Annotated in this window: 18 protein-coding genes; 13 read left to right on the plus strand and 5 right to left on the minus strand. The window is 65.2% G+C overall.

Annotated features, from left to right (window positions below):
* Positions 1-31 precede the first annotated feature (31 nt).
* The 5 genes from guaA (at position 32) to FHW81_RS02585 (ending at position 6310) form a co-directional block, all read left to right on the plus strand.
* The gene (gene guaA, locus FHW81_RS02565) at positions 32-1609 is read left to right on the plus strand and encodes a glutamine-hydrolyzing GMP synthase (protein WP_003105901.1); all 1578 of its coding nucleotides are present in this window, start codon (positions 32-34) and stop codon (positions 1607-1609) included.
* A 306-nt stretch (positions 1610-1915) separates the two neighbouring features.
* Positions 1916-3493 carry a glucosamine inositolphosphorylceramide transferase family protein gene (locus FHW81_RS02570; RefSeq protein ID WP_016852508.1) on the plus strand — a complete coding sequence of 526 codons (1578 nt, stop codon included), beginning with the start codon at positions 1916-1918 and terminating at the stop codon, positions 3491-3493.
* Positions 3494-4130: 637 nt separating this feature from the next.
* Positions 4131-5093: an SDR family NAD(P)-dependent oxidoreductase gene (locus tag FHW81_RS02575; protein WP_003122114.1), complete on the plus strand. Its 963-nt coding sequence runs from the start codon at positions 4131-4133 to the stop codon at positions 5091-5093.
* Positions 5094-5161: 68 nt separating this feature from the next.
* Entirely contained in the window at positions 5162-5449 is a 288-nt protein-coding gene (locus tag FHW81_RS02580) for a hypothetical protein (RefSeq protein WP_023091080.1), read from the plus strand.
* Between the two features lie 51 nt (positions 5450-5500).
* Entirely contained in the window at positions 5501-6310 is an 810-nt protein-coding gene (locus FHW81_RS02585; protein WP_225041274.1) for an MFS transporter, read from the plus strand.
* Between the two features lie 51 nt (positions 6311-6361).
* Here FHW81_RS02585 and FHW81_RS02590 read toward each other — a convergent pair whose 3' ends face one another.
* Complete coding sequence (locus FHW81_RS02590; protein ID WP_003162432.1) at positions 6362-7276, minus strand: AraC family transcriptional regulator; 915 nt, start codon at positions 7274-7276, stop codon at positions 6362-6364.
* A 190-nt stretch (positions 7277-7466) separates the two neighbouring features.
* On the opposite strand from FHW81_RS02590, the gene FHW81_RS02595 reads away from it, so the two are divergent.
* The 3 genes from FHW81_RS02595 to tadA all read left to right on the plus strand — a co-directional run bounded on the left by FHW81_RS02595 (position 7467) and on the right by tadA (position 10555).
* Complete coding sequence (locus FHW81_RS02595) at positions 7467-8462, plus strand: NADP-dependent oxidoreductase (RefSeq protein WP_003453713.1); 996 nt, start codon at positions 7467-7469, stop codon at positions 8460-8462.
* A 162-nt stretch (positions 8463-8624) separates the two neighbouring features.
* Entirely contained in the window at positions 8625-10016 is a 1392-nt protein-coding gene (locus tag FHW81_RS02600; RefSeq protein ID WP_003122117.1) for a multicopper oxidase family protein, read from the plus strand.
* Positions 10007-10555, plus strand: coding sequence for a tRNA adenosine(34) deaminase TadA (gene tadA, locus FHW81_RS02605; RefSeq protein ID WP_003092697.1), 549 nt, complete (start codon positions 10007-10009; stop codon positions 10553-10555). Before FHW81_RS02600 ends, tadA begins: the two co-directional genes overlap by 10 nt.
* 86 nt (positions 10556-10641) lie before the next feature.
* Here the strand turns inward: tadA and FHW81_RS02610 are convergent, their stop codons facing one another.
* On the minus strand, positions 10642-10881 hold the full coding sequence (locus FHW81_RS02610; protein ID WP_152959661.1) for a hypothetical protein: 240 nt from the start codon (positions 10879-10881) through the stop codon (positions 10642-10644).
* A 62-nt stretch (positions 10882-10943) separates the two neighbouring features.
* Here FHW81_RS02610 and FHW81_RS02615 point away from each other — a divergent pair, with 62 nt between their 5' ends.
* Positions 10944-12200: an aromatic amino acid transport family protein gene (locus tag FHW81_RS02615; RefSeq protein ID WP_003092694.1), complete on the plus strand. Its 1257-nt coding sequence runs from the start codon at positions 10944-10946 to the stop codon at positions 12198-12200.
* 125 nt (positions 12201-12325) lie between these two features.
* The gene (locus FHW81_RS02620; RefSeq protein ID WP_003122118.1) at positions 12326-12910 is read left to right on the plus strand and encodes a DUF2239 family protein; all 585 of its coding nucleotides are present in this window, start codon (positions 12326-12328) and stop codon (positions 12908-12910) included.
* 13 nt (positions 12911-12923) lie between these two features.
* Here FHW81_RS02620 and mltF read toward each other — a convergent pair whose 3' ends face one another.
* Positions 12924-14396 carry a membrane-bound lytic murein transglycosylase MltF gene (mltF, locus tag FHW81_RS02625; RefSeq protein ID WP_003104806.1) on the minus strand — a complete coding sequence of 491 codons (1473 nt, stop codon included), beginning with the start codon at positions 14394-14396 and terminating at the stop codon, positions 12924-12926.
* Between the two features lie 276 nt (positions 14397-14672).
* On the opposite strand from mltF, the gene purL reads away from it, so the two are divergent.
* The 3 genes from purL (at position 14673) to FHW81_RS02640 (ending at position 19351) form a co-directional block, all read left to right on the plus strand.
* A complete protein-coding gene (gene purL / locus FHW81_RS02630) occupies positions 14673-18569 on the plus strand; it encodes a phosphoribosylformylglycinamidine synthase (protein ID WP_106120612.1) in 3897 nt (1298 codons plus the stop codon).
* 6 nt (positions 18570-18575) lie between these two features.
* Positions 18576-18854, plus strand: coding sequence for a CDGSH iron-sulfur domain-containing protein (locus tag FHW81_RS02635; protein ID WP_003113822.1), 279 nt, complete (start codon positions 18576-18578; stop codon positions 18852-18854).
* Between the two features lie 179 nt (positions 18855-19033).
* Positions 19034-19351: a YqfO family protein gene (locus FHW81_RS02640; RefSeq protein WP_003092679.1), complete on the plus strand. Its 318-nt coding sequence runs from the start codon at positions 19034-19036 to the stop codon at positions 19349-19351.
* A 201-nt stretch (positions 19352-19552) separates the two neighbouring features.
* Here FHW81_RS02640 and nagE read toward each other — a convergent pair whose 3' ends face one another.
* A complete protein-coding gene (nagE, locus tag FHW81_RS02645; protein ID WP_003113823.1) occupies positions 19553-21265 on the minus strand; it encodes an N-acetylglucosamine-specific PTS transporter subunit IIBC in 1713 nt (570 codons plus the stop codon).
* A 24-nt stretch (positions 21266-21289) separates the two neighbouring features.
* Positions 21290-23818 (minus strand): phosphoenolpyruvate--protein phosphotransferase, encoded by a 2529-nt coding sequence (gene ptsP, locus FHW81_RS02650; protein ID WP_023091083.1) that lies wholly within the window; start codon positions 23816-23818, stop codon positions 21290-21292.
* Positions 23819-23829: the final 11 nt, after the last annotated feature.

The following is a 23829-nucleotide window of genomic DNA, read 5'->3' on the forward strand; positions in this document are numbered from 1 at the left end:
TCGTTTTCGAATTCCGTAGCGAGAGATGGCCATGTCCCAAGACATTCACGCCCACCGTATCCTGATCCTCGATTTCGGCTCCCAGTACACCCAACTGATCGCTCGCCGCGTGCGCGAGATCGGCGTGTATTGCGAAATCCATCCCTTCGACATGAGCAACGAGGCGATCATCGCCTTCGCGCCGCGCGGCATCATCCTCGCCGGTGGCCCCGAGTCGGTACACGAAGCCGACAGCCCGCGCGCGCCGCAGGCGGTGTTCGACCTGAAGGTGCCGCTGTTCGGCATCTGCTACGGCATGCAGACCATGGCCGAGCAGATGGGCGGCAAGGTGCAGGGCTCCGACCTGCGCGAGTTCGGCTACGCCCGCGTCGACGTGGTCGGCAAGGCGCGCCTGCTGGACGGCATCGAGGACCACGTGGACGACGACGGCGTGCTCGGCCTCGACGTGTGGATGAGCCACGGCGACAAGGTCACCGAGATGCCGGCCGGCTTCCACATCCTGGCCAGCACCCCGAGCTGCCCGATCGCCGCCATGGCCGACGATGCCCGCGCCTACTACGGCGTGCAATTCCACCCGGAAGTCACCCACACCAAGCAGGGCCTGCGCATTCTCTCGCGCTTCGTCCTCGACATCTGCGGTTGCGCCGCGCTGTGGACCCCCTCGAACATCGTCGACGACGCCATCGCCACCGTGCGCGCCCAGGTCGGTTCCTCCAAGGTCCTGCTCGGCCTCTCCGGCGGCGTGGACTCCTCGGTGGTCGCCGCGCTGCTGCACAAGGCCATCGGCGACCAACTGACCTGCGTGTTCGTCGACAACGGCCTGCTGCGCCTGCACGAAGGCGACCAGGTGATGGCCATGTTCGCCGAGAACATGGGCGTGAAGGTGATCCGCGCCAACGCCGAGGACAAGTTCCTCGGCCGCCTGGCCGGCGTCGCCGACCCGGAAGAGAAGCGCAAGATCATCGGCCGCACCTTCATCGAAGTCTTCGACGAAGAAGCCACCAAGCTGCAGGACGTGAAGTTCCTCGCCCAGGGCACCATCTACCCCGACGTGATCGAGTCGGCCGGCGCCAAGACCGGCAAGGCCCACGTGATCAAGTCGCACCACAACGTCGGCGGCCTGCCGGAGGACATGCAGTTCGAACTGGTCGAGCCGCTGCGCGAACTGTTCAAGGACGAAGTGCGCAAGATCGGCCTGGAGCTGGGCCTGCCCTACGACATGGTCTACCGCCACCCGTTCCCCGGCCCGGGCCTGGGCGTGCGCATCCTCGGCGAGGTGAAGAAGGAGTACGCCGACCTGCTGCGCCAGGCCGACCACATCTTCATCGAGGAACTGCGCGCCTTCGACTGGTACCACAAGACCAGCCAGGCGTTCGTGGTGTTCCAGCCAGTGAAATCGGTCGGCGTGGTCGGCGACGGCCGTCGCTACGCCTGGGTCGTCGCCCTGCGCGCGGTGGAGACCATCGACTTCATGACCGCGCGCTGGGCGCACCTGCCCTACGAACTGCTGGAGAAGGTCTCGAACCGCATCATCAACGAGATTGCCGGTATCTCCCGGGTCACCTACGACGTGTCGAGCAAGCCGCCGGCGACTATCGAGTGGGAGTGAAGCCACTTCTTCCCTGGTGATTCATCCGAAAGACAACGGCCGTAAGGCCGTTGTCTTTTATGGCTCCGCCGAAAGCCTTGTGGCTCCGCCAAATGATGTCTGTATAGCGTTGGCTGGTGGTCCGGCAACTGTTTAACGGCCGTTTTACGGTTGAATCGGCCCGTCGATCATGAGATATACTGCTTCGCTTTAATGATGCTTTGCTAATTGTCATGGCAGCTTTTCAGTGAAAAGTGTCGGTTTCTCGGGGCTGTCGAAATTTCGCAGCATTTTTGGGGTTTCATTGTTTCAGAGGCGAGTTTCGGGATGAAAATAAAGGCCGCGTTGATTGTTGATGATCTTTCATTGAGTGAGTGGCAAAAGCGGGCGATTGAAGACTCTTCTGAGTATCTTGATATTCAATTGGTTCTCAGTTGTCGTAATAGCGCGACCAAGAAAAGTGTCATCAAGCATTGCGGGTATTATTTTCTCAATATTCTTTCCCTGAAGAATGATATGACTCGTCGAGTGCAGTTAGACTCTCGTGGCTCAGAAGTCATTCATTTCGATTCTGATTACGAAGGGGCCTGGCAGCGCATCCCGGAAGATGTCTGCGCCCGAATTCTGGATAAGGGAATAAAGCTGGTCATCAAGTTTGGCATGTCTCTGCTCCGCATCGATGGAGGATTGCAGAGGCTGGACATTCTTTCCTACCACCATGGCGATCCAGAGTACTACAGGGGGCGGCCCGCGGGCTTTTATGAGATCTATGAAAATGCAGACAGCGTCGGGATCATAGTCCAGAAGCTCTCCAACAAACTGGACGCCGGCGAGGTCTTGGTGCGCGGGTACTCCAAGGTTCATCACCACTCCTACAAGAAAACCTCAAGAAACTTTTATCTGAATTCGGTCGTGCTGCTTCGCAAGGCGCTTGTCAATTACTCTCGGGGAGAGCAGGTGGTATTAGAAAAGCTGGGCAAAAACTACCGTCTGCCCAGCAATTTCACCGTCTTCAAGTTTTTCTGCAAGACTATCTTCCGGGGGCTTGCCCGGCTATCGTACGGGGCGTTTTTCGAAAAAAAATGGAATGTCGTTGCGCTTCCTTACAACGATATTCCTTCGTTGCAAGAATTGTCCGTCTCAGCAGGAAAGATTCCGAAGGTGGAGAAGGGGTATACTTTCTACGCCGATCCTTTCTTTAGTGCGGACGGTAAGCTGATACGTCTCGAAGCCTTGAATGCTAGCAACGGTCTGGGTGAAATCATTGAATTGAAGGCCCAGAGTCTTGACTTTTCACGTGTGATCTTGAAGGGGAATCATTTTTCCTATCCCTATTCGTTCGAGGCGTCTGGTGTCGAATATCTGATACCGGAAGTCGCCTCTCATTCCGCTCCCTGTCTTCTGCCTCCTCCTTTCGCTCTGGAGAGCAAGAAGCTATTCCAGGGAATGGAGGGTGAGCGGATTCTGGATGGCACGCTTTTCGAACACGGGGGCAGGTACTACCTGTTCTGCGGCCAGGCGGTATCAGGTTCGGACAACCTTTATCTTTATGTCGGCGAGAGCCTGGAAGGACCCTACACTTCCCATCCCTGTAACCCTGTGGTGATGAATCCCGGCTCCGCACGAATGGGCGGGCGTATCTTCAAGGAGGGAGGAAAGCTTTACCGGTTCGGTCAGAACAACTCCTATGGTTATGGAAGCAGTCTGGCCGTAAACGAAATCGAGGTGCTCGATCCAGAGCATTATTCGGAGAAGCGTGTAGCAAACCTGGCGTTCCAGGACGCACGCGGTCCGCATACCATCGACATTCATGGGCAAACCATGATCCTCGATTTCTACCAGGACAGATTTTCGCTTCTGGCGGGGTATCGCCGTTTGGTGGCCAGGCTGCTCAGCAAGGGCTGAGCCATTTCCGCGTCGCCAGCAAGTTACCCACGAACTGGGCGGAGCGACTACTGGTCGTAGAGACGCACATGGGAGGGTGGCCGACAGGTCGCCGTCTTCTATGTATGCGTCTTGGCAGGCCGGCGAATTTGTGATGTTAGCCATCGATTTTATTCGCTCGGCGGCGGAAGCTTCTGTGGTTTTACCTATTCCCGAGCAAGCGAGGGAGCGGCTTCAACAAGCAAGTACAAGTCAGGCTCATGTCGAACGGTTATCCACCAAAGTATCGCTCTGATATTGATGGCTTGCGCGCAGTGGCGGTGCTTTCCGTCATTGTGTTCCATGCCTTCCCGGAAGTGTTCGGTGGAGTGACCTGCCCCCAGTTTTAGTACAGCTGCCTAGTTAGTAGGCCCTGGGGTTGATATCAATTTTTCCTGCTTCAGCTGCTGTTGGCGAGTTCGCCAACGTACAGCAAATTCTGCGCCGTCCCGTGCTTTTCTTGCAGCGGTGATGAAACAGCTGCTTACGGGATCGGACGATCTCGATAGGAAACTGGATTCCGCTGCATTCGGAATCCAGTTTTCCACTTCGATAATGACCCTCGTCCCAAGAGCCAGCGCTATCCGCCTGGCCGCTTCCGCATGCGAGGAGAGTTCTCATGGCTATCAGGCAAACCCCCATCAATTCGGGATTCGGAGCGAAAACGCAGGCCAGCGAGGTGATGGCGGGGCGAGACCTCTCCGGAAAGACCGCCATCGTGACCGGCGGCTACTCCGGTCTTGGCCTGGAAACCACGAAGGCGCTGGCCGACGCGGGCGCGCGGGTCATTGTTACGGCGCGCAGACCGGATGTGGCAAGGGAGGCGCTGCTCGGGCTCGACGAAGTCGAGGTGCAGGCGCTCGACCTGGCCGAGTTGGCCAGCGTGCGTCGGTTCGCCGAGGCCTTCTCCGCCTCGCGCCGTCGTGCCGATATCGTCATCAACAACGCCGGTGTGATGGCCTGTCCCGAGACCCGCGTAGGCCCGGGCTGGGAAGCGCAGTTCGCGACCAATCACCTTGGCCACTACGCCCTGGTGAACCTCTTGTGGCCGTCGCTCGCGGATGACGCGCGAGTGGTCGCCGTGTCCTCCGCCGGGCACCACTACTCGGCGATCCGCTGGGACGACGTGCAGTTCGAACGGGGCTACGACAAGTGGCTGGCTTATGCGCAGTCGAAGACTGCCAACGCCCTGTTCGCCATCCAGTTGGATGCGCTGGGTCGCGAGAGGGGTGTGCATGCCTTCGCATTGCATCCGGGCAGCATCGCCACACCGTTGCAACGCCATGTTCCACGGGCGGAGATGATCGCCCTGGGCTGGATGGACGAAGCCGGCAATCCGGCCAGCCCCGACACGCTCAAGACCCCGCAGCAGGGGGCTGCCACCCAGCTGTGGGCTGCGACCTCTCCGCTGCTGGCGGGGATGGGCGGGCTCTACTGCGAGGATTGCGACATCGCAGGCATCGCGCCGGACGACTCGCGCACCCTGGCCGGCGTACGCGAGCATGCGATCGATCCGGAGCAGGCCCGTTGCCTCTGGAGGCTTTCGGCGACGCTCACCGGGATCGACGCATTCGCGTCCTAGTCGAGCACACGGAAGACGTCGCGGATACCGCGCTTTCTGTCCATCAAACAAGCACCGGGATCGATCGAATGACCTCCAGCAGCGTAGGGAAAGGTATTGCCATCTCCGGCATGTTCTTCATGCTCGGATTGTGTTTCGGGAGCCTCAGCTCCCGGATGGCCACGATAAAAGACGGACTCCAGCTTTCCGACGGGGTGTTCGGCAGTGCGCTTTTCGCCATGTCGGCCGGGGTGGTGCTCTCGTTGCCGGTATCCGGCTGGATGATCGCGAAGCTCGGCAGCAGAAACGTTGGAGTAACGGCGATTCTCGCGAACGCCGTTCTGCTGTCGTTGGTTCCCTTGGCTTCTAGCGTCTAGCAGCTTGCTGCTCTGTTGTTCGTATCGGGGTTCTCCTATAGCGCGGTCAATGTGTCGAACAATACCCAGGCAAGCCTGTCGGAGGCGCTCATCGGAAAGACCGAGTTACCGTTTTTCCACGGTATATGGGGGTTGGCGGGATTCGTCGGCGCCGGGTTCGGGGCGTTGATGATCGGGCAGGACTTTGCCTTGTCCACGCATTTCGGCGTGATATCGGTGATCGCCTTCCTGGCCGCCCTGGCCTGCTGGCGCTTTCTCCACGACCAGCCTGGCGCGGAGCGGGTCGGGCGGGCCTTCACGATGCCGGACAGGAGGCTTTTCAACTACGGGCTGATCGTTTTTTTCTCGATGGCCTGCGAAGGCATCATGTATGACTGGAGCGTCGTCTATTTCCAGGACGTGGTCTCGGCCGAGCGGCAACTGGTCGTAGTCGGCTTCATGGTGTTCATGGGCGCCATGACTGTCGGCCGGCTTCTGCTGAACCGAGTCGCCGACCGTTTCGGTACGCGCAGCACCTTGCAGTGGAGCGGGGGGCTCGCCTTGATCGGCATGGTCACGACGATCGCCTATCCGAGCCTGCCGGCGTCGATCATTGGCTTCTGCCTTGTCGGTCTCGGCATCTGTACCGTCATTCCGCTGGTGGCGGGGGCCGCCGCCCGCTCCTCGAGCATGGCGCCGAGTTCGGCTATCGCAGCCGTTCTGACGATCGGATTCCTGGGCACGTTGATCGGCCCGCCGCTGATCGGCTTTCTCTCCGAAGCGTTCGGCCTGCGTTATGCCTTCGGCGCGTGCGTGGTCCTGGCCATCGGGATCATCCTTCGGGCGGGAAAGATACCGTGGCAAGCTCCGTCGGTCGTTTGACCATGCGCTCGACCGCTCGGGGAACCTGCCGCATGGGCGGTTCGCCGAGCGCTATGCCCTGCTGGCCTGCCGGCTGCGATAGTCTCTGGGCGAGCATTTCATGATGCGTTTGAAGGCGTTGCTGAAGGCGCTGTCCGAGCCGTAGCCCAGGGTTTGCGCGATCGAGGAAATCGTCGCTTTGCTGTCGCGCAGGGCGCGAGCCGCCAATTGCATACGCCAGTGCGATACATATTCCAGCGGCGCCAGTCCCGCGGTTTGCTTGAAACGCAGGGCCAGCGTGGAGCGCGAGGTACCCGCTACGTCGGCCAGGCGCTCGACCGTCCAGACTTTGGCCGGCTCGGCGTGGATCGCCCGGATCGCCGCGCCTATGCGCGGATCGGACAACGCCAGCAGCCAACTGGGCGTGTCGCTGCCCTTGCCGGCGAGATAGAGGCGCAGCACCTGCGCCAGCATGATGTGGCCCAGGTGGTGAGCGATCAGCGCGCTACCGGGTGACGGGCAGGAAAACTCATGGGCCAGTCGGTGCAGCGCCCAGCTCAGTACGGATGCCTGGTCCGAATCGCTTTTCACGACGGTCACCGGAGGCAGCCCGTCGAACAGCAGGTTGGCTTCTTCGCCAAAGGCGAAGCGACCGCCGATCAGGAAACAATCCTCGCTTTCCCCATAGTGCGCGACGCCGTCAGGGGCATCTCGGTAGAGCAGCGTGGCGTCGGCGGCGGGAAGGGATAGATCGCTGCCGACCAGCAGCGGACTGCGGCAGGACACCAGAAAGCAGTCGCCCGCTTCCAGTCGGATCGGCTCTTCCATGCCGTCGGTGGCCAGCAGGCAAGCGCCACGGACTACCACGTTGAACTTCACACCTTCCGGTGCCGGAAAGCGGAGTGCCCAATCGCCGCCGGTCTTCAGGGCGCCGAAGGAGGAGTCCTGGCTGTTGACCAGGGAAAGGACTTCGGAGAGAGGATCCATTGATGCTGGACGATCGCGATAGAAGATAGGAGTTTTTTGCATTCTAAGTCCGGAGATGTTTTCTCACAATGAGATTGCATCAGGTTGCCATCGACTCGGAGAACAGCATGCACGACAGACAGTTTCACATGCCTCCCGCTTTCGGCGGTGAGGCCAGCGACAGTGTCGCTCTCGCGGCGGGAGAGAAGCGATGATCAACCGTCAGATCGTTCTGAGCGAGCTTCCCCGGACTGCGCTCGCTGTCCGGCATTTTCAGGGGCGGGAGGTGCGTTGTCCGGTTCCGGCCGACGGTGAGCTGTTGCTTCGTGTCCTGTACATACCGCTGGACGCCGCCAGCCGGGCCTGGATGCAAGGCGCGACCTATCGCCCCGGCCTCGTGGCCGGGGAGGTGATGGCGGGGTTGGGACTGGCCGAGGTGGTGGAATCGTGCTCGGCGTCGTTCCAGCCCGGCGACCTGGTCTGTGCCGAGACCGGCTGGCAGACTTTCGCGGTCGTGCCGGCGGCCGGGCTCATCAGGCTGCCGCGCCTGGAGCCCCTCACGCACCTGCTCAGCGTCTACGGCGTAGCAGGCCTGACGGCCTATTTCGGCCTTCTCGAATGCGTGAGGCCGGTGCAGGGCGAAACGCTGGCGGTGTCAGCCGCCGCCGGTGCCGTCGGCTCTATCGTCGGGCAGATCGCCAGGATCAGGGGCTGCCGTACTGTCGGCATTGCGGGAGGCGCCAGTAAATGCGCCTGGCTGGTTCGTGAACTGGGTTTCGACGCGGCACTCGACTACAAGACGGGGACGCTGGCCGATGACTTGCGGCGGACCTGTCCGGACGGGATCGACGCGTATTTCGACAACACCGGCGGTGCAATCCTCGATGCCTGTCTGCCGAACATGGCGGAGCATGGACGGGTCGCCTGTTGCGGCGCGATTTCGCAATACGACCTGGACCGACCCGCCGCCGGTCCTGCCGGGATCCCCGGGCTGCTCATCATCAAGCGCCTGACGTTGCGCGGATTCCTTCTTGGCGACTTTCTCGAGAGCAGAGAGCGGGCGCTCTCCGATCTCAAGGCATGGGTCGACTCCGGGCAGATCAAGGTATACGAGGATGTGCTCTACGGACTGGAAAGCCTGCCGGCGGCTCTGGTCGGCCTGTTGAATGGCGAGAACTTCGGCAAGCGCATCGTGAAGGTAGCCTGAGCGTAGTCCGCGACCAGCGATCCGCCGCTGGCGCTGGGGAGCTCTTTTGCTTGCTGCAGGTCAGCGGTAGTGTATTTGTTCCGAGCGAGAACTCGCCTTGTGGGCGTGGAAATGAGAAAATCTATCATTTCCCAGCCGCAGTACCGCGAAGGTGAAGGCTCCATGACATTTACCCGTAGACAAGTGCTCGGCGGCCTCGCCGGGCTGGCGGTGGTCGGCCTCGGCGCCGGCGGCGCGCGCTTCTGGCTGGCGCGTCCGCAGGTGGCGCAGGAGTACGACTACGAACTGATCGCCGCGCCGCTGGACCTGGAGATCGTCCCGGGCTTCAGCAGTCCGGCGCTGGCCTATGGCGGCCAGTGCCCCGGCGTGGAGTTGCGGGCGAAGCAGGGCGAGTGGCTGCGGGTGCGCTTCACCAACAGGCTGGACGAACCGACCACCATCCACTGGCACGGCATCCGCCTGCCGATCGAGATGGACGGCGTGCCGTACATTTCCCAGCCGCCGGTGCAGCCGGGCGAGAGCTTCATCTACCAGTTCAAGACCCAGGACGCCGGCAGCTACTGGTACCACCCGCACCTGATGAGCAGCGAGCAGCTCGGCCGCGGACTGGTCGGCCCGCTGATCATCGAGGAGCGCGAACCCACCGGGTTCCGCCACGAGAAGGTTCTCTGCCTGAAGACCTGGCACGTGGACGAGCAGGGCGCCTTCACCCCCTTCAGCGTGCCGCGCCAGGCCGCGCGAGAAGGCACCCGCGGGCGCTATTCGACGATCAACGGCAAGCATGTGCCGACCATCGACCTGCCGGCCGGGCAGATCGTCCGGGTGCGCCTGCTGAACGTCGACAACACCGTCACCTACCGTCTCAACCTGCCCAACGGCGAGGCGAGGATCTATGCCATCGATGGCCATCCGGTGGAACCACGCGGCTTCGAGGGGCAGTACTGGATCGGTCCCGGGATGCGCCTGGAGCTGGCGCTGAAGGTGCCGGAAGCGGGCACCGAGCTGTCCCTGCGCGACGGGCCGGTACGCCTGGCGACGATCCGCAGCGTGGCCAGCGCCGAGGCACCTGCCGGCGACTGGCCGAAGCCGTTGCCGGCGAATCCGGTGAGCGAACCGGACCTGGCCAATGCCGAGAAGATCGGTTTCCGTTTCGAGTGGGTCGGGGCGATGTCCGATACCAGCGGCAAGAATCCCTATCCGTCGTTCTGGCAGATCAACGGCAAGGCCTGGGAGGGCGGCGAGGAGCACAAGCACAACGCGCCGCCGCTGGCCAAGCTCAAGGAAGGCCAGAGCTACATCTTCGAGCTGCGCAACATGGCGCAGTACCAGCACCCGATCCACCTGCATGGGATGGCCTTCAAGGTGCTGGATTCGGATCGCCGGGACATCATCCCGTACTTCACCGACACCTACCTGCTGGGCAAGAACGAGACTGCCCGCGTCGCGCTGGTGGCGGACAATCCGGGCCTGTGGATGTTCCACTGCCACGTCATCGACCATATGGAGACCGGCCTGATGGGGACCATCGCGGTCGGCGAGGCCTGGTGCGGGTGACTAAGCTGATCAGCAACGGCAAGGGCTACCCGACGGTAAAAGGCGTGCGTCCGATCATCGATCGCAGCCGGGACCCGCATTTCATGCGCGAGGCCCTGGCAGAGGCGGAAAAGGCCGCGGCCCTCGGCGAAGTGCCGGTGGGCGCGGTCCTGGTGCGCGAGGGCGAGATCATCGGGCGGGGCTTCAACCGGCCGATCAGTAGCCACGATCCCAGTGCCCACGCCGAAATGCTGGCGATCCGCATGGCAGCGGCGGAGGCGGGCAACTACCGGCTGCCAGGCAGCACCCTGTATGTGACCCTGGAACCCTGCAGCATGTGTTCCGGACTGCTGGTGCACGCACGCATCCAGCGCCTGGTGTACGGCACGGTCGAGCCCAAGTCGGGCGCAGTGGAAAGCCGTGGGCGATTCTTCGAGCAGGAGCATCTCAACCATAGGGTCATGGTCGAGGGCGGCGTGCTGGCGGAAGAATGCAGCCAGGCGCTCTCGGCGTTCTTCCGCGCGCGGCGCGAAGCGGCGAAGAAGCCTCGCGAAGACTGACGGATGTTTCTCTTTTCGAACGCTCCGGCTGAAACGTTAAAGCACGTCCTTGCCCCTTCCTCTCCTTCAAAAGCCATCTGCATCAATTATTTATCCGGATATTTCGGACGATCGGCATAGGCGTAAAGTCGTAGTCGCCGCGCGCTTCCTTCGTCGAATTGTGTGATATTTTGCACGGCCGCTTGAGCAAGCGGCCCGCAGGCAATGGCTTCAGGTGAGAGCGAGCCCGCCTGCGGATACCCCCGCCGGACCGCGCAGCCGAAAAGCGCGGCCGGTCCGGAGGCGTCCGCGATTCCCGGCCCTGCATTGTCCTCGAAGAAGGCCATCGGTACGGCGGTCCTGGCCGCCTCCCGCACAATGCCAATTCGAAATGCAGGGAGTTGTTGTCATGAGTGATACCCGGGTCCAGCAGTATCAGGATCACGCCGGGGCGGAAGCCGTCGATTCCTCGGGACTGGAGGTCAAGCGCCTGACGTTCCTCGAGGCGGTGGCGATGATCGTCGGAACCAACATCGGCGCAGGCGTGCTGTCCATGGCCTACGCCAGCCGCAAGGCCGGCTTCATGCCATTGCTGCTCTGGCTGGCGGTGGCCGGCCTGTTCACCACCATTTCCATGCTCTACGTCTCGGAAACCGCCCTGCGCACGCGCACCCACAACCAGTTGAGCGGCCTTGCCCAGCGCTATGTCGGCTCCTTCGGCGCCTGGGCGATCTTCCTGTCCGTAGCGGTCAACAGCATCGGCGCGCTGATCGCCTACATGAGCGGCAGCGGCAAGATCCTCAGCGCCTTCTTCGGCATCAGCCCGGCCCTGGGCAGCGTGCTGTTCTTCATTCCGGCCGCCGGCGTGCTGTACCTGGGACTGAGCGCCATCGGCAAGGGCGAGAAGTTCATCAGCATCGGCATGGTCAGCATGATCCTGATCCTGGTGGCGGCCACCCTGCTCAACGACAATACCGAGTTCGCTCGCCTGCTCGAAGGCGACTGGATCTACATGGTCCCGGTATTCAACATCGCGGTGTTCTGCTTCTCCGCCCAGTACATCGTCCCGGAGATGGCCCGTGGTTTCAGCCACGCCCCGGAGCGCCTGCCGAAGGCGGTGATCACCGGGATGCTGACCACCTTCGTCCTGCTCAGCATCGTGCCGCTCTCGGTGATCGCCCTGACCGGCCTGGAGAACCAGTCCGAAGTCGCCACCCTGGCCTGGGGCAAGGCGCTCGGCGAATGGGCCTTCTTCACCGCCAACACCTTCGCCCTGTGCGCCATGCTGACGTCCTACTGGGGCCTGGGCGGTAGCTTCCTGACCAACATCTTCGACAAGTTCCACAAGCTCGGTCCGGAGAACCGGCCGAAGACCCGCCTGCTGGTGCTGGCGATCGTCGCGCTGCCGCCGTTCGTCCTGGCCTACAGCGGGCTGGTCGGCTTCGTCAACGCGTTGTACTTCGCCGGGGCCTTCAGCGGGGTGATTCTCTCGATCATGCCGATCCTGATGCTGCGCTCGGCGCGCAGGAACGGCGACTTCGAGCCGGCCTGGAAATGCGGCTGGATCGCCCATCCGGCGATCCAGGCGGTGATCGTGACGATCTACCTGGCCAGCGCCGCCTACGCCATTTGTAGCGCCATGAACCTGCTGCCGGCCGGCTGGTAGGTCATCGCTGCCGGAAGAGGCCGCCATAGGGCGGCCTTTTTCATGGGATTTATTTTATCCGGATAATATTGTCGCTCTATTTATATCCGGGTATTATTCGGGCGTTCCATCCATGGGAGCCTGTCATGGCCAATGATCCATACATCCAATCCTTCACCTGCTTCGACGGCACGCGTCGGCTGCTGACGGCGGCGCTGCCGGAGGTCGCGCTGGCCTTGAAGCAAGCGGTCGCCGGCGGTGCAGCCGGACCGCTGCTGGTATTCGACAATGCCACTGGGCGCTCCGTCGATCTCGATATCCGTGGTTCCAGCGAGGACCAGCTGGCGCGCCTGGTCGTCGCAGGCGAGCGGCAACCGGCGGAGGAGGCCGCGCCGCGCGGGCGCGGGCGGCCGAAGCTGGGCGTGGTGGCGCGCGAGGTGACCTTGTTGCCGCGCCACTGGGAATGGCTCGCCGCGCAGCCCGGGGGCGCCTCGGTGGCGCTGCGCAAGCTGGTCGAGGAGGCGCGCCGCAGCCAGTCCGGGCGTGCGCGGCAGGCGCAGGAGCGCGCCTACCATTTCATGAATGCGATGGCCGGCGACCTGCCGGGCTTCGAGGAGGCGACGCGTGCGCTGTTCGCCGGGGATCGCGAGGGCTTCGCCGAGCGGATCGCCGGCTGGCCGACCGATGTGCGCGAGCACGCCGCCTGGCTGGCAAGCGACGGAGAATCCTGAGGGGAGGGGGCGGCTAGAGTTTCTCGTCGCCGCTGTCTTCTTCCGGGCGCGTCTTGTTCACGCCGGGCAGGTGCAACCCGCTCTCGGCGATCTGGCTGCCTTCCATCTGCGGCTGGGTCACCCAGGTGAGGATGTCGTAGTAGCGCCGCACGTTCTGTACGAAGTGCACGGTCTCGCCGCCGCGCGCATAGCCGTAGCGGGTCTTGGCGTACCACTGCTTCTGCGCCAGGCGCGGCAGCATCTTCTTCACGTCCAGCCACTTGTTCGGGTTGAGGCCTTCCTTCTCGGCCATCTTGCGCGCGTCTTCCAGGTGCGCGCCGCCGATGTTGTAGGCGGCCAGGGCGAACCAGCTGCGGTCCGGTTCCTTGATGCTCTCGGGCAGTTCGCTGCGGATCTGCACGAAATACTTGCTGCCGCCCTGGATGCTCTGCTTCGGGTCGAGCCGGTTGGACACGCCCATCGCCTGGGCGGTCCGGTTGGTCAGCATCATCAGGCCGCGCACGCCGGTCTTGGAGGTGGCGCCGGGCTGCCACAGCGATTCCTGGTAGCCGATGGCGGCGAGCAGGCGCCAGTCGGTATCCAGCTGCTTGCCGCTCTGCTTGAAGTGGCTTTCGTAGCGCGGCAGGCGTTGCTGCAGGTGCTGGGCGAAGGTGTAGGCGCCGACGTAGCCGAGTACGTCGACATGCCCGTAGTAACGGTCCTTCAGGCGTTGCAGCAGGCCTTCCTTCTTGGCCTGGTCGAGGAACGCGTTGACCTCGTTCATCAGGCTGTCGTCGTCGCCCCCCGGCAAGGCCCAGGCCAGCCCGCGGGCTTCGCCGAAGTCGAAGGCGACGCGGACGTTGGGGAAGTACACCTGGTTCATCGCCAGTTCGTTGGAGTCGACCAGGGTCAGGTCGATGTCGCCGACGTCGACCATGCGCAACAGGTCGACCACTTCGACAGCATCGGATTCTTCGTACTTCAGTTCGGGATACTGCTTCTTCAGCTCGGCGAGCTGCTCCGCGTGGCTGCTGCCCTTGAGCACCATGATGCGCTTGCCGACCAGGTCTTCCGGGCGGGTCGGGCGCTGCTGGCCGTTGCGGTAGATGATCTGCGGGGTGACGTCGAGGTAGGTGTGCGAGTAGCGCACGCTGGCGTCGTCTTCGCGTCCCGGGGTCAGGCCGGCCGCGGCGAGCGCCGGGCCGCCCTCGCGGGAAAGCTGGGCATAGAGGTCGTCGAGGTTGTCGGCGGTCTCGATCTTCAGCTCGACGCCGAGGCGCTCGGCGAAGCGCTTGGCCAGTTCGTATTCGAAGCCGGTTTCGCCGTTGCGGTCCTGGAAGTAGGTGGCCGGGCTGTTGCGGGTGATCACGCGCAGTACGCCCTCCTTCTGCACGCGCTCCAGGGCGGTAGGGGCTTTCGCCTCGCTACAGCCCGCAAGCAGCAGAAAGATGCCGGTCGCCAACAGCCAGGCGGCGCAACGTAAGCGGTACGCGGTCAGGGCAAACATCGGCGCAGTATACGCAAAGGCGAGACGGCGCCATATCTCGACAGCCGGGACCTTCTCTGCTATCGCCGGGATACCGTTCGTCCGCCGTTTCGCTTGCCCCGTCGCAGAGCGCTGCGGCGCCGTTCTCGAAGCGGGCCGCCGCGGATCCGATGGAGGGCTATGCGATAGCCATCGGCGCGGGTGCCGCCGGACGGTGCTTTACGGTAGAATGCACGGCCTCTGCGGGCCGGCCCGGCCGGCCCCCACACCTTCCCGTCTCCAGAGGCTGTTCCGACAATGCTGATCCTGCGCGGCGCTCCCGCCCTTTCCGCTTTCCGCCACGGCAAACTGCTCGAGCAACTGACCCAGCACGTACCTGCCGTTACCGGGCTGTACGCTGAGTTCGCGCATTTCGCCGACGTCACCGGCGCGCTCACCGCCGACGAGGAGCAGGTGCTGGCGCGGCTGCTGAAATACGGCCCGAGCGTGCCGGTGCAGGAGCCCAGCGGACGGCTGTTCCTGGTGGTGCCGCGCTTCGGCACCATCTCGCCGTGGTCGAGCAAGGCCTCCGACATCGCCCGCAACTGCGGCCTGGCGAAGATCGACCGGCTGGAGCGCGGCATTGCCTACTATGTGCAGGGCGAACTGTCCGAGAGCGACGCCCAGCAGGTCGCCGCCCGCCTGCATGACCGCATGACCCAACTGGTGCTGGACCGCCTGGAAGGCGCCGCCGAGCTGTTCAGCCATGCGCAGCCCCGCCCGCTCACCGCCGTCGACGTGCTTGGCGGCGGTCGCGCCGCGCTGGAGAAGGCCAACGTCGAGTTGGGCCTGGCCCTGGCCGAGGACGAGATCGACTACCTGCTGAAGAGCTTCGGCGAACTGGGGCGCAACCCGCACGACGTCGAGCTGATGATGTTCGCCCAGGCCAACTCCGAGCATTGCCGGCACAAGATCTTCAATGCCAGTTGGGACATCGACGGGCAGGCCCAGGACAAGAGCCTGTTCGGCATGATCAAGAACACCTACGAGATGAACCGCGAAGGCGTGCTGTCCGCATACAAGGACAACGCCGCGGTCATCGTCGGCCATGTCGCCGGGCGTTTCTTCCCCGATCCGCAGACCCGCGAATACGCCGCCAGCCGCGAGCCGGTGCAGATCCTGATGAAGGTGGAGACCCACAACCACCCGACCGCCATCGCGCCGTTCCCCGGTGCCTCCACCGGTTCCGGCGGCGAGATCCGCGACGAGGGCGCCACCGGCCGCGGCGCCAAGCCGAAGGCCGGCCTGACCGGCTTCACCGTGTCCAACCTGCAGATCCCCGGTTTCGAACAGCCCTGGGAAGTGCCCTACGGCAAGCCCGAGCGCATCGTCACCGCGCTGGACATCATGATCGAGGGCCCGCTGGGCGGCGCCGCGTTCAACAACGAGTTCGGCCGTCCGGCGCTGACCGGCTACTTCCGTACCTTCGAGCAGAAGATCGCTACCCCTCACGGCGAGGAAGTGCGCGGCTACCACAAGCCGATCATGCTCGCCGGCGGCATGGGCAACATTCGCGACGAACACGTGCAGAAGGGCGAGATCAGCGTCGGCGCCAAGCTCATCGTCCTTGGCGGCCCGGCCATGCTGATCGGCCTGGGCGGCGGCGCCGCCTCTTCGATGGCCACCGGCGCCAGCTCCGCCGACCTCGACTTCGCCTCGGTGCAGCGCGACAACCCGGAAATGGAGCGACGTTGCCAGGAAGTGATCGACCGCTGCTGGCAGCTCGGCGAGCGCAACCCGATCAGCTTCATCCATGACGTCGGTGCCGGCGGCCTGTCCAACGCCCTGCCGGAACTGATCAACGACGGCGGCCGCGGCGGTCGCTTCGAGCTGCGCGCGGTGCCCAACGACGAGCCGGGCATGAGCCCGCTGGAAATCTGGTGCAACGAGTCGCAGGAGCGCTACGTGCTGTCGGTGGACGCCGCCGACTTCGAGACCTTCAAGGCCATCTGCGAGCGCGAGCGCTGCCCGTTCGCGGTGGTCGGCGAGGCCATCGAGCAGCGCCAGCTGACCGTCGCCGACAGCCATTTCGACAACAAGCCGGTGGACATGCCGCTGGAAGTCCTGCTCGGCAAGGCGCCGCGCATGCACCGCGCGGTTACCCGCGAGGCCGAGCTGGGCGACGATTTCGACGCCGCCGGGCTGGAGCTGCAGGAAAGCGTCGAGCGCGTCCTGCGCCATCCCGCCGTGGCCAGCAAGAGCTTCCTGATCACCATCGGCGACCGCACCATCACCGGGCTGGTGGCCCGCGACCAGATGGTCGGGCCCTGGCAGGTGCCGGTGGCCGACTGCGCCGTCACCGCCACCAGCTTCGACGTCTACACCGGCGAGGCCATGGCGATGGGCGAACGTACCCCGCTGGCGCTGCTGGACGCCCCGGCTTCCGGACGCATGGCCATCGGCGAGACGGTCACCAACCTGGCTGCCGCGCGTATCGGCAAGCTGTCCGACATCAAGCTTTCCGCCAACTGGATGGCCGCCGCCGGCCACCCCGGCGAGGACGCGCGCCTGTATGACACGGTCAAGGCCGTGGGCATGGAACTGTGCCCGGAACTGGGCATCACCATCCCGGTGGGCAAGGACTCGATGTCCATGAAGACCCGCTGGCAGGACAATGGCGAGGACAAGAGCGTCACTTCTCCGGTCTCGCTGATCGTCACCGGCTTCGCCCCGGTCGCCGACGTGCGCCAGAGCCTGACCCCGCAACTGCGCCTGGACAAGGGCGAGACCGACCTGATCCTGATCGATCTCGGCCGCGGCAAGAACCGTCTCGGCGGCTCGATCCTGGCCCAGGTCCACGGCAAGCTCGGCCGCGCCGTGCCGGACGTCGACGACGCCGAGGACCTGAAAGCCTTCTTCGCGGTGATCCAGGGGCTCAATGCCGACGGCCATATCCTCGCCTACCACGACCGTTCCGACGGCGGCCTGATCACCAGCGTGCTGGAGATGGCCTTCGCCGGTCACTGCGGCGTCGAGCTGAACCTCGATGCCCTGGCCGATAGCAGCGAAGAGCTGGCGGCCGTGTTGTTCAGCGAGGAACTGGGCGCGGTGATCCAGGTTCGCGAGGGTGCCACTCCGGAAGTCCTCGCGCAGTTCAGCGCCGCCGGTCTCGACGACTGCGTGGCGGTGATCGGCCAGCCGGTCAACGGCTACGAGATCAACCTGAACTACAACGGCGAGACCGTCTACAGCGCCCAGCGCCGCATCCTGCAACGCATCTGGAGCGAGACCAGCTACCAGATCCAGCGTCTGCGCGACAACGCCGACTGCGCCGAGCAGGAGTTCGACGCGCTGCTGGACGAAGACAACCCCGGGCTGTCGATCAAGCTCAGCTACGACGTCAACGACGACATCGCCGCGCCCTACATCAAGAAGGGCGTGCGGCCGAAAGTGGCGATCCTCCGCGAGCAGGGCGTCAACGGCCAGGTGGAGATGGCCGCGGCGTTCGACCGCGCCGGCTTCGCCGCGATCGACGTGCACATGAGCGACATCCTCGCCGGGCGGGTCGACCTGGACGCCTTCAAGGGCCTGGTGGCCTGCGGTGGCTTCTCCTACGGCGACGTGCTCGGCGCCGGCGAGGGCTGGGCCAAGTCGATCCTCTTCAACGCCCGCGCCCGCGACGGCTTCCAGGCGTTCTTCGCGCGCAAGGACAGCTTCGCCCTCGGCGTCTGCAACGGCTGCCAGATGATGTCCAACCTGCACGAGCTGATTCCCGGCACCGAGTTCTGGCCGCACTTCGTGCGCAACCGTTCCGAGCAGTTCGAGGCGCGGGTGGCGATGGTCCAGGTGCAGGAGTCGTCGTCGATCTTCCTGCAGGGCATGGCCGGTTCGCGCCTGCCGATCGCCATCGCCCATGGCGAAGGCCATGCGGAGTTCGAGTCGGAGGAAGCGTTGCTCGAGGCCGACCTTTCCGGCTGCGTGTCGCTGCGTTTCGTCGACAACCACGGCAAGGTCACCGAAGCCTACCCGGCCAACCCCAACGGGTCGCCGCGCGGCATCACCGGGCTGAGCAGCCGCGACGGCCGGGTCACCATCATGATGCCGCACCCCGAGCGGGTGTTCCGCGCCGTGCAGAATTCCTGGCGTCCGGACGACTGGCAGGAAGACGGCGGCTGGCTGCGCATGTTCCGCAACGCCCGGGTCTGGGTGGACTGATCCGGCATGGCGGGCGATGCGGACTCCAACTCGTCGCCCGACCTTCTTCCCGAGGTTCGCCGGGTCTCTCCCGGCGACACCTTGCGGCTCTGTACCTGCGGGGCTTCGGCTTCGCTTCCCGATTGTCCCGCCGACTGCCGCAACGGCCTGACGCTCCACGCGACCCGCGAGCGCCTGTTGCTGTTGTGCCGCTGCGGGCGCTCCGCCGACCTGCCGTATTGCGACGGCAGCCATGCGCCTTCCGCCTCCGGGCTGAAGGCCAGGTGGCGGCGTTTCCGCGGCTGAACGTAAATCTGTGAACGCCCGCACGAAGGTGTTGTGACGAGCGAACAAATGTTGCGCTTATCTGTCGTAAAGGCAGCGTCAAATATTCATCATGTCAAGGCAAAGTGCCATTATTTGGCGTCGGCAGTCGCACAACCACCGACCGCCTCGTGCAGCATTCGATTCGTGCGGAGAAAACGATGTACAAGCTGTGTTTCTATGTGCCTGAGAGCCATCTGGATGTCGTCAAGCAAGCGGTGTTCGCCGCGGGTGGCGGGCGCATCGGGGCGTACGACAGTTGCTGCTGGCAGTCCCTTGGCCAGGGCCAGTTCCGGCCCCTGGACGGTAGCCAACCCTACCTGGGCCAGGTCGGCCAGGTCGAGCACGTGGCGGAGTGGAAAGTGGAGCTGGTGGTGGCCGACGAGCTCATCCACGCCAGCGTCAAGGCGCTGAAGGCGGCGCATCCCTATGAGACCCCGGCCTACGAAGTCTGGCGCCTGACCGACATGGTCTTCTGAGTTTTCCTCGGACAAGCAAGAAGGGCGGCCAGTGGCCGCCCTTTTCGTTATCCGCCTCACGGGGAGAGCCCGACCCGGGGCTGTGGCGTGGCGCGAACAACCGCTTCGCGATTATCGAACCCGAACGGGGGAGCTGTGGCGTGGGGCGAATAACCGCTTGGCGGTTATCCGCCGATTGGCCGAGGTCCAGCCCTCCTGCCGTCAGCGCCGCAGCAGCGGTTGCAGGGCCTGGCTCAGGGCCGCGGCGCGGGGGCCCACCAGGATATGGCAGATGCCGCCGGCGAGGGAACTGACGCCCTGTCCGCCGAGACGACGCAGTTGCTCGGTGGCCAGCTTGCGTTCGTCCGCCACGCTGACCCGCAGGCGGGTCAGTGCGACGTCCCGTACCTCGCGCAGGTTGCCGGCGCCGCCGAGGGCGCCGAGCCAGGCCTGGGCTTCGGCGGCGTCGACGGTGGCCTGCATCGCCACCACCTCTTCGGCTGTGTGCGGACTGCCCAGCGGCGGTACGGCTTCGCCCGGTTGCGTATCGAAGGGCAGGGCGCGGCGGATCTCGTCGGCGATGCTGTCGGCCTGTGGGCCGACCACCACCTGCAGGCTGCCGGCCTTGCCCGGACGTACCACGGCCATCGCACCGAGGGCCTTGAGTTGGGCGTCCGAGGCCTTGTTGCGGTCGACCAGGCGCAGACGCAGGCGCGTGGTGCAGGCGTCCACCACTTCGAGGTTGGCTGCGCCACCCAGGGCGCGGATGAATGCCGGGGCGCGCTCGGCTTCGGCGTTGTCGCCCGATTCGCTGCTCGCGTCGTCTTCGCGGCCCGGGGTCTTCAGGTTGAAGCGGCGGATGCAGAAGTCGAACACCAGGTAATAGATGCCGGCATAGAGCAGGCCCAGCGGCCAGAGCATCCAGCCGTGGGTGGAACGGCCCCAGCCCAGGGCCAGGTCGATGGCGCCACCGGAGAAGGTGAAGCCGAGGCGGATGTCGAGCAGGTCGGTGAGGGCCATGGACAGGCCGGTGAGCAGCGCATGCAGCAGGTAGAGCAGCGGCGCGAGGAACATGAAGGCGAACTCCACCGGCTCGGTGACGCCGGTGAGGAAGGCGGTCAAGGCCATCGACAGGAGCAGCCCGCCGATCAGCTTGCGCCGCTCCGGACGGGCGTTGCGGTACATCGCCAGGCAGGCGGCGGGCAGGCCGAACATCATCACCGGGAACATCCCGGCCATGAACTGGCCGCCCTTCGGGTCGCCGGCGAAATAGCGCGCCAGGTCACCGGTGACGACGCGCCCGGTTTCCGGGTCGGTGAAGCTGCCGAAGACGAACCACACCAGGTTGTTGAGGATGTGGTGCAACCCGGTGACGATCAGCAGGCGGTTCAGCACGCCGAAGGCGAAGGCGCCGAAGCTGCCGCTTTCCAGCATGAGTTGGCCGAGGCCGTTGATGCCCTGTTGCAGCGGTGGCCAGATCACCCCGAACAGCAGGCCCAGGCAGACCGCGCTGATCCCGGTGGCGATCGGCACGAAGCGGCGGCCGCCGAAGAACGCCAGGTATTCCGGCAGCTTCACGTCCTTGAAGCGGTTATACAGGGCGCCCGCCACCAGGCCGCTGATGATGCCGGAGAGCACGCCCATGTCGATGCCCGGATCGATCACCTTGAGCACCGAGATCATCACCAGGTAGCCGATGGCGCCGGCGAGGCCGGCGGTGCCATTGTTGTCGCGAGCGAAACCGACGGCGATGCCGATGGCGAAGATCAGCGCCAGGTTGGCGAAGATCGCCTTGCCGGCGTCGTGGACCAGCGGAATGTCGAGCAGGTCGACGTCGCCCAGGCGCAGCAGCAGGCCGGCGATCGGCAGGATCGCGATCGGCAGCATCAGGGCGCGGCCCAGGCGTTGCAGGCTTTCGATCAGGAACGGGGGCATGGCGGTGGTCTCCGATTGTTCTTGTCAGGCCAGCGGCCAGTGTTGCAGGCAGGCGTCGCGCACCGCCCGGGCGCTGCCCAGGTCCAGTAGCGCCTGGGCGTGGCGGCGGCATTCAGCGGCGTCGAGCTGGCGCACCCGGGTCTTGATCTCGCCGACCAGGTTCGGCCCGACGGACAATTCCTCGACCCCGAGGCCGACCAGTACCGGTGTCGCCAGCGGGTCCGAGGCCAGCGCACCGCAGACGCCGACCCAGCGGCCGTGGCGGGCTGCTCCGGCGCAGGTCTGGGCGATCAGCCGCAGCAGCGCCGGGTGCAGGGCGTCGATGCGGTCGGCCAGGCCGGCGTGGCAACGGTCCATGGCCAGGGCGTACTGCGACAGGTCGTTGGTGCCGATGGAGAGGAAGTCGGCGTGTTCGGCCAGTTGATCGGCGAGCAGGGCGGCGGAGGGCACTTCGATCATCACCCCGAGTTCGGGCAGGCGCTCGATCCCCAACTGCGTGGCCAGCTCGCCGAGGCGGCGACGGATGGCGCGCAGTTCGTCGACCTCGCTGACCATCGGCAGCAGTATCCGGCAGCGTTCCAGTGGTTCGACCCTCAGCAGCGCGCGCAACTGCTGGTCGAGCAGCTCCGGGCGCGCCTGGCCGAGGCGGATGCCGCGCAGGCCCAGTGCTGGGTTTTCTTCCACCGGCAGCGGCAGGTAGTCGAGGTGCTTGTCGCCGCCGACATCGATGGTGCGGATGATCACCTTGCGCTGGCCCATGGCGTCCAGGACCTCCTGGTAGGCGTTGCGCTGCTCCTCTTCGTCGGGCGCGGCGCGGCGCTCGAGGAAGAGAAACTCGGTGCGTAGCAGGCCGACCCCGTCGGCGCCGTTGGCGAAGGCTTCGGCGGCCTCGCGCGGCGAGGCGACGTTGGCGCCGATCTCGATGCGCCGGCCGTCGCGGGTGAGCGCCTCGCGCTGCGCATCGGCCTGCTGGCGGCGGTGTTGTTCCTCGCGCTGCGCCACTTGCAAGGCGACCTGCTCCAGGCGTCGAGCGTCGGGGCTGAGTTCCAGCCGGCCCTGGCCGGCGTCCAGTACTACCTGCCGGCCTTCCTCCAGCTCCAGCAGCCCGGCGCCGAGCGCCACCAGGCACGGCAGGCCCTTGCTACGGGCGAGGATGGCCACGTGGGAGGTGGCGCCGCCTTCGGCCATGCACAGGCCAGCCGCGCCGGCATCCACCAGCGGCGCGAGGTCGGAGGGGGTGATCTCCCGGGCGGCGACGATGGCCCCAGCAGGCACCCGCAACGGTGCGGTGTCGCCGAGCAGCACCCGCAGCACGCGTTTTTCCAGGTCGCGCAGGTCGTTGGCGCGCTCGGCCAGCAGCAGGTTGCCCAGCGCCTGGAGAATCTCGCACTGGGCCTGAATCGCCCGGTGCCAGGCGTGGGCGGCGCCGACGCCCTGGTCGATCAGCATGTCGGCGGCGTCCAGCAGACCCGGGTCTTCCAGCAGCGCGAGATGCGCGGAAAAGATCGCCGCTTCGTTCTCGTCGCCGCCGAGCCTGGCCTGCTGCAGGCTCCCCTGTACGTCGTCGCGCACCCGTTGCAGGGCCTGGTCCAGGGCGAGGTGTTGTTCCTCGGGACGATGCCGGCCGTCATCCGCCGGCAGGCTGATGGCGCCGAGCCGCGCCAGGGGACCGCTGGCCAGGCCGGGCGAAGCGCAGACGCCGGCCAGGATACCGGCGACAGCCGCAGGTCGCGCCGGCTCGCCCGGGGCGATGGCGCGCGGGGCATCCTTCGGAGCCCCCGCGGTGGCGCTGGCGAGGGCCGCGAGCAGGGCGCCGAGGGCCGCCTCGCTGTCTTCGCCGCGACAGATCACCTCTACCTCGTCCTGTTCGGCGACCCCCAGGCCCATGATGCCGACCAGGCTGTCGACGCTGGCCACCTGCCCGGCGAAGTGCAGTTCGGCCTGGCTGGAAAAGCCCTGCGCGGTCTTGCGTAGCAGCGCTGCCGGGCGTGCGTGCAGACCGCCATGATGGGCGACCCGCGCCCGCCCGCGGACCTGGCGCTGCGCGGAGCCTTCGCCAGGCGCGGGATTGGCCGGACGTTGCTCGGCCTTCTCCGGACTCAGTTGCAGGAGCGGCGCGCCGACCTCCACCGGGTTGGTGGTCAGCGGGCGTACCTGGAAGCCGTCGCCGTTGGTCAGGATCATCACCGTGATCAGACTGCGGCTGCCGCGGGCGACGCGGTCCAGGTCGAAGCGCAGCAGCGGCTGGCCCTCGATCACCCGCGTACCTTCCTCGACCAGCGCCTCGAAGCCTTCGCCTTGCAGCTGTACGGTATCGAGGCCGATGTGCAGCAGCAGCTCGGCACCGTTGTCGGCGCGCAGGCTGAGCGCGTGGCGGGTTCGCGCCAGGTGGCTGACCAGCCCGGCGCAGGGCGCGTGCAGGCAGTCGTTGAGTGGGTCGATGGCGATGCCTTCGCCCAGGGTGCCGCTGGAAAACACCGGGTCGGGTACTCGGTTGAGCGGCATCACGGGGCCGCTCAGGGGCGCTTTGAGGGCGAGATTCTTGTTGTTCATGGGCGCGCTCA

The organism is Pseudomonas sp. RC10-4-2, from assembly GCF_050433085.1.
Classification (GTDB): Bacteria; Pseudomonadota; Gammaproteobacteria; order Pseudomonadales; family Pseudomonadaceae; genus Pseudomonas; species Pseudomonas aeruginosa.

Bases quoted from the DNA above. Each gene is read 5' to 3' on its own strand.
- guaA (WP_003105901.1), top strand. From the start codon at position 32: ATGTCCCAAGACATTCACGCCCACCGTATCCTGATCCTCGATTTCGGC.
- purL (WP_106120612.1), top strand. From the start codon at position 14,673: ATGCTGATCCTGCGCGGCGCTCCCGCCCTTTCCGCTTTCCGCCACGGC.
- FHW81_RS02595 (WP_003453713.1), top strand. From the start codon at position 7,467: ATGATCAACCGTCAGATCGTTCTGAGCGAGCTTCCCCGGACTGCGCTC.
- FHW81_RS02635 (WP_003113822.1), top strand. From the start codon at position 18,576: ATGGCGGGCGATGCGGACTCCAACTCGTCGCCCGACCTTCTTCCCGAG.
- nagE (WP_003113823.1), bottom strand. From the start codon at position 21,265: ATGCCCCCGTTCCTGATCGAAAGCCTGCAACGCCTGGGCCGCGCCCTG.
- FHW81_RS02580 (WP_023091080.1), top strand. From the start codon at position 5,162: ATGACCTCCAGCAGCGTAGGGAAAGGTATTGCCATCTCCGGCATGTTC.
- FHW81_RS02640 (WP_003092679.1), top strand. From the start codon at position 19,034: ATGTACAAGCTGTGTTTCTATGTGCCTGAGAGCCATCTGGATGTCGTC.
- FHW81_RS02615 (WP_003092694.1), top strand. From the start codon at position 10,944: ATGAGTGATACCCGGGTCCAGCAGTATCAGGATCACGCCGGGGCGGAA.
- FHW81_RS02610 (WP_152959661.1), bottom strand. From the start codon at position 10,881: ATGGCCTTCTTCGAGGACAATGCAGGGCCGGGAATCGCGGACGCCTCC.
- FHW81_RS02600 (WP_003122117.1), top strand. From the start codon at position 8,625: ATGACATTTACCCGTAGACAAGTGCTCGGCGGCCTCGCCGGGCTGGCG.
- mltF (WP_003104806.1), bottom strand. From the start codon at position 14,396: ATGTTTGCCCTGACCGCGTACCGCTTACGTTGCGCCGCCTGGCTGTTG.
- FHW81_RS02620 (WP_003122118.1), top strand. From the start codon at position 12,326: ATGGCCAATGATCCATACATCCAATCCTTCACCTGCTTCGACGGCACG.
- FHW81_RS02570 (WP_016852508.1), top strand. From the start codon at position 1,916: ATGAAAATAAAGGCCGCGTTGATTGTTGATGATCTTTCATTGAGTGAG.
- FHW81_RS02575 (WP_003122114.1), top strand. From the start codon at position 4,131: ATGGCTATCAGGCAAACCCCCATCAATTCGGGATTCGGAGCGAAAACG.
- ptsP (WP_023091083.1), bottom strand. From the start codon at position 23,818: ATGAACAACAAGAATCTCGCCCTCAAAGCGCCCCTGAGCGGCCCCGTG.
- FHW81_RS02590 (WP_003162432.1), bottom strand. From the start codon at position 7,276: ATGGATCCTCTCTCCGAAGTCCTTTCCCTGGTCAACAGCCAGGACTCC.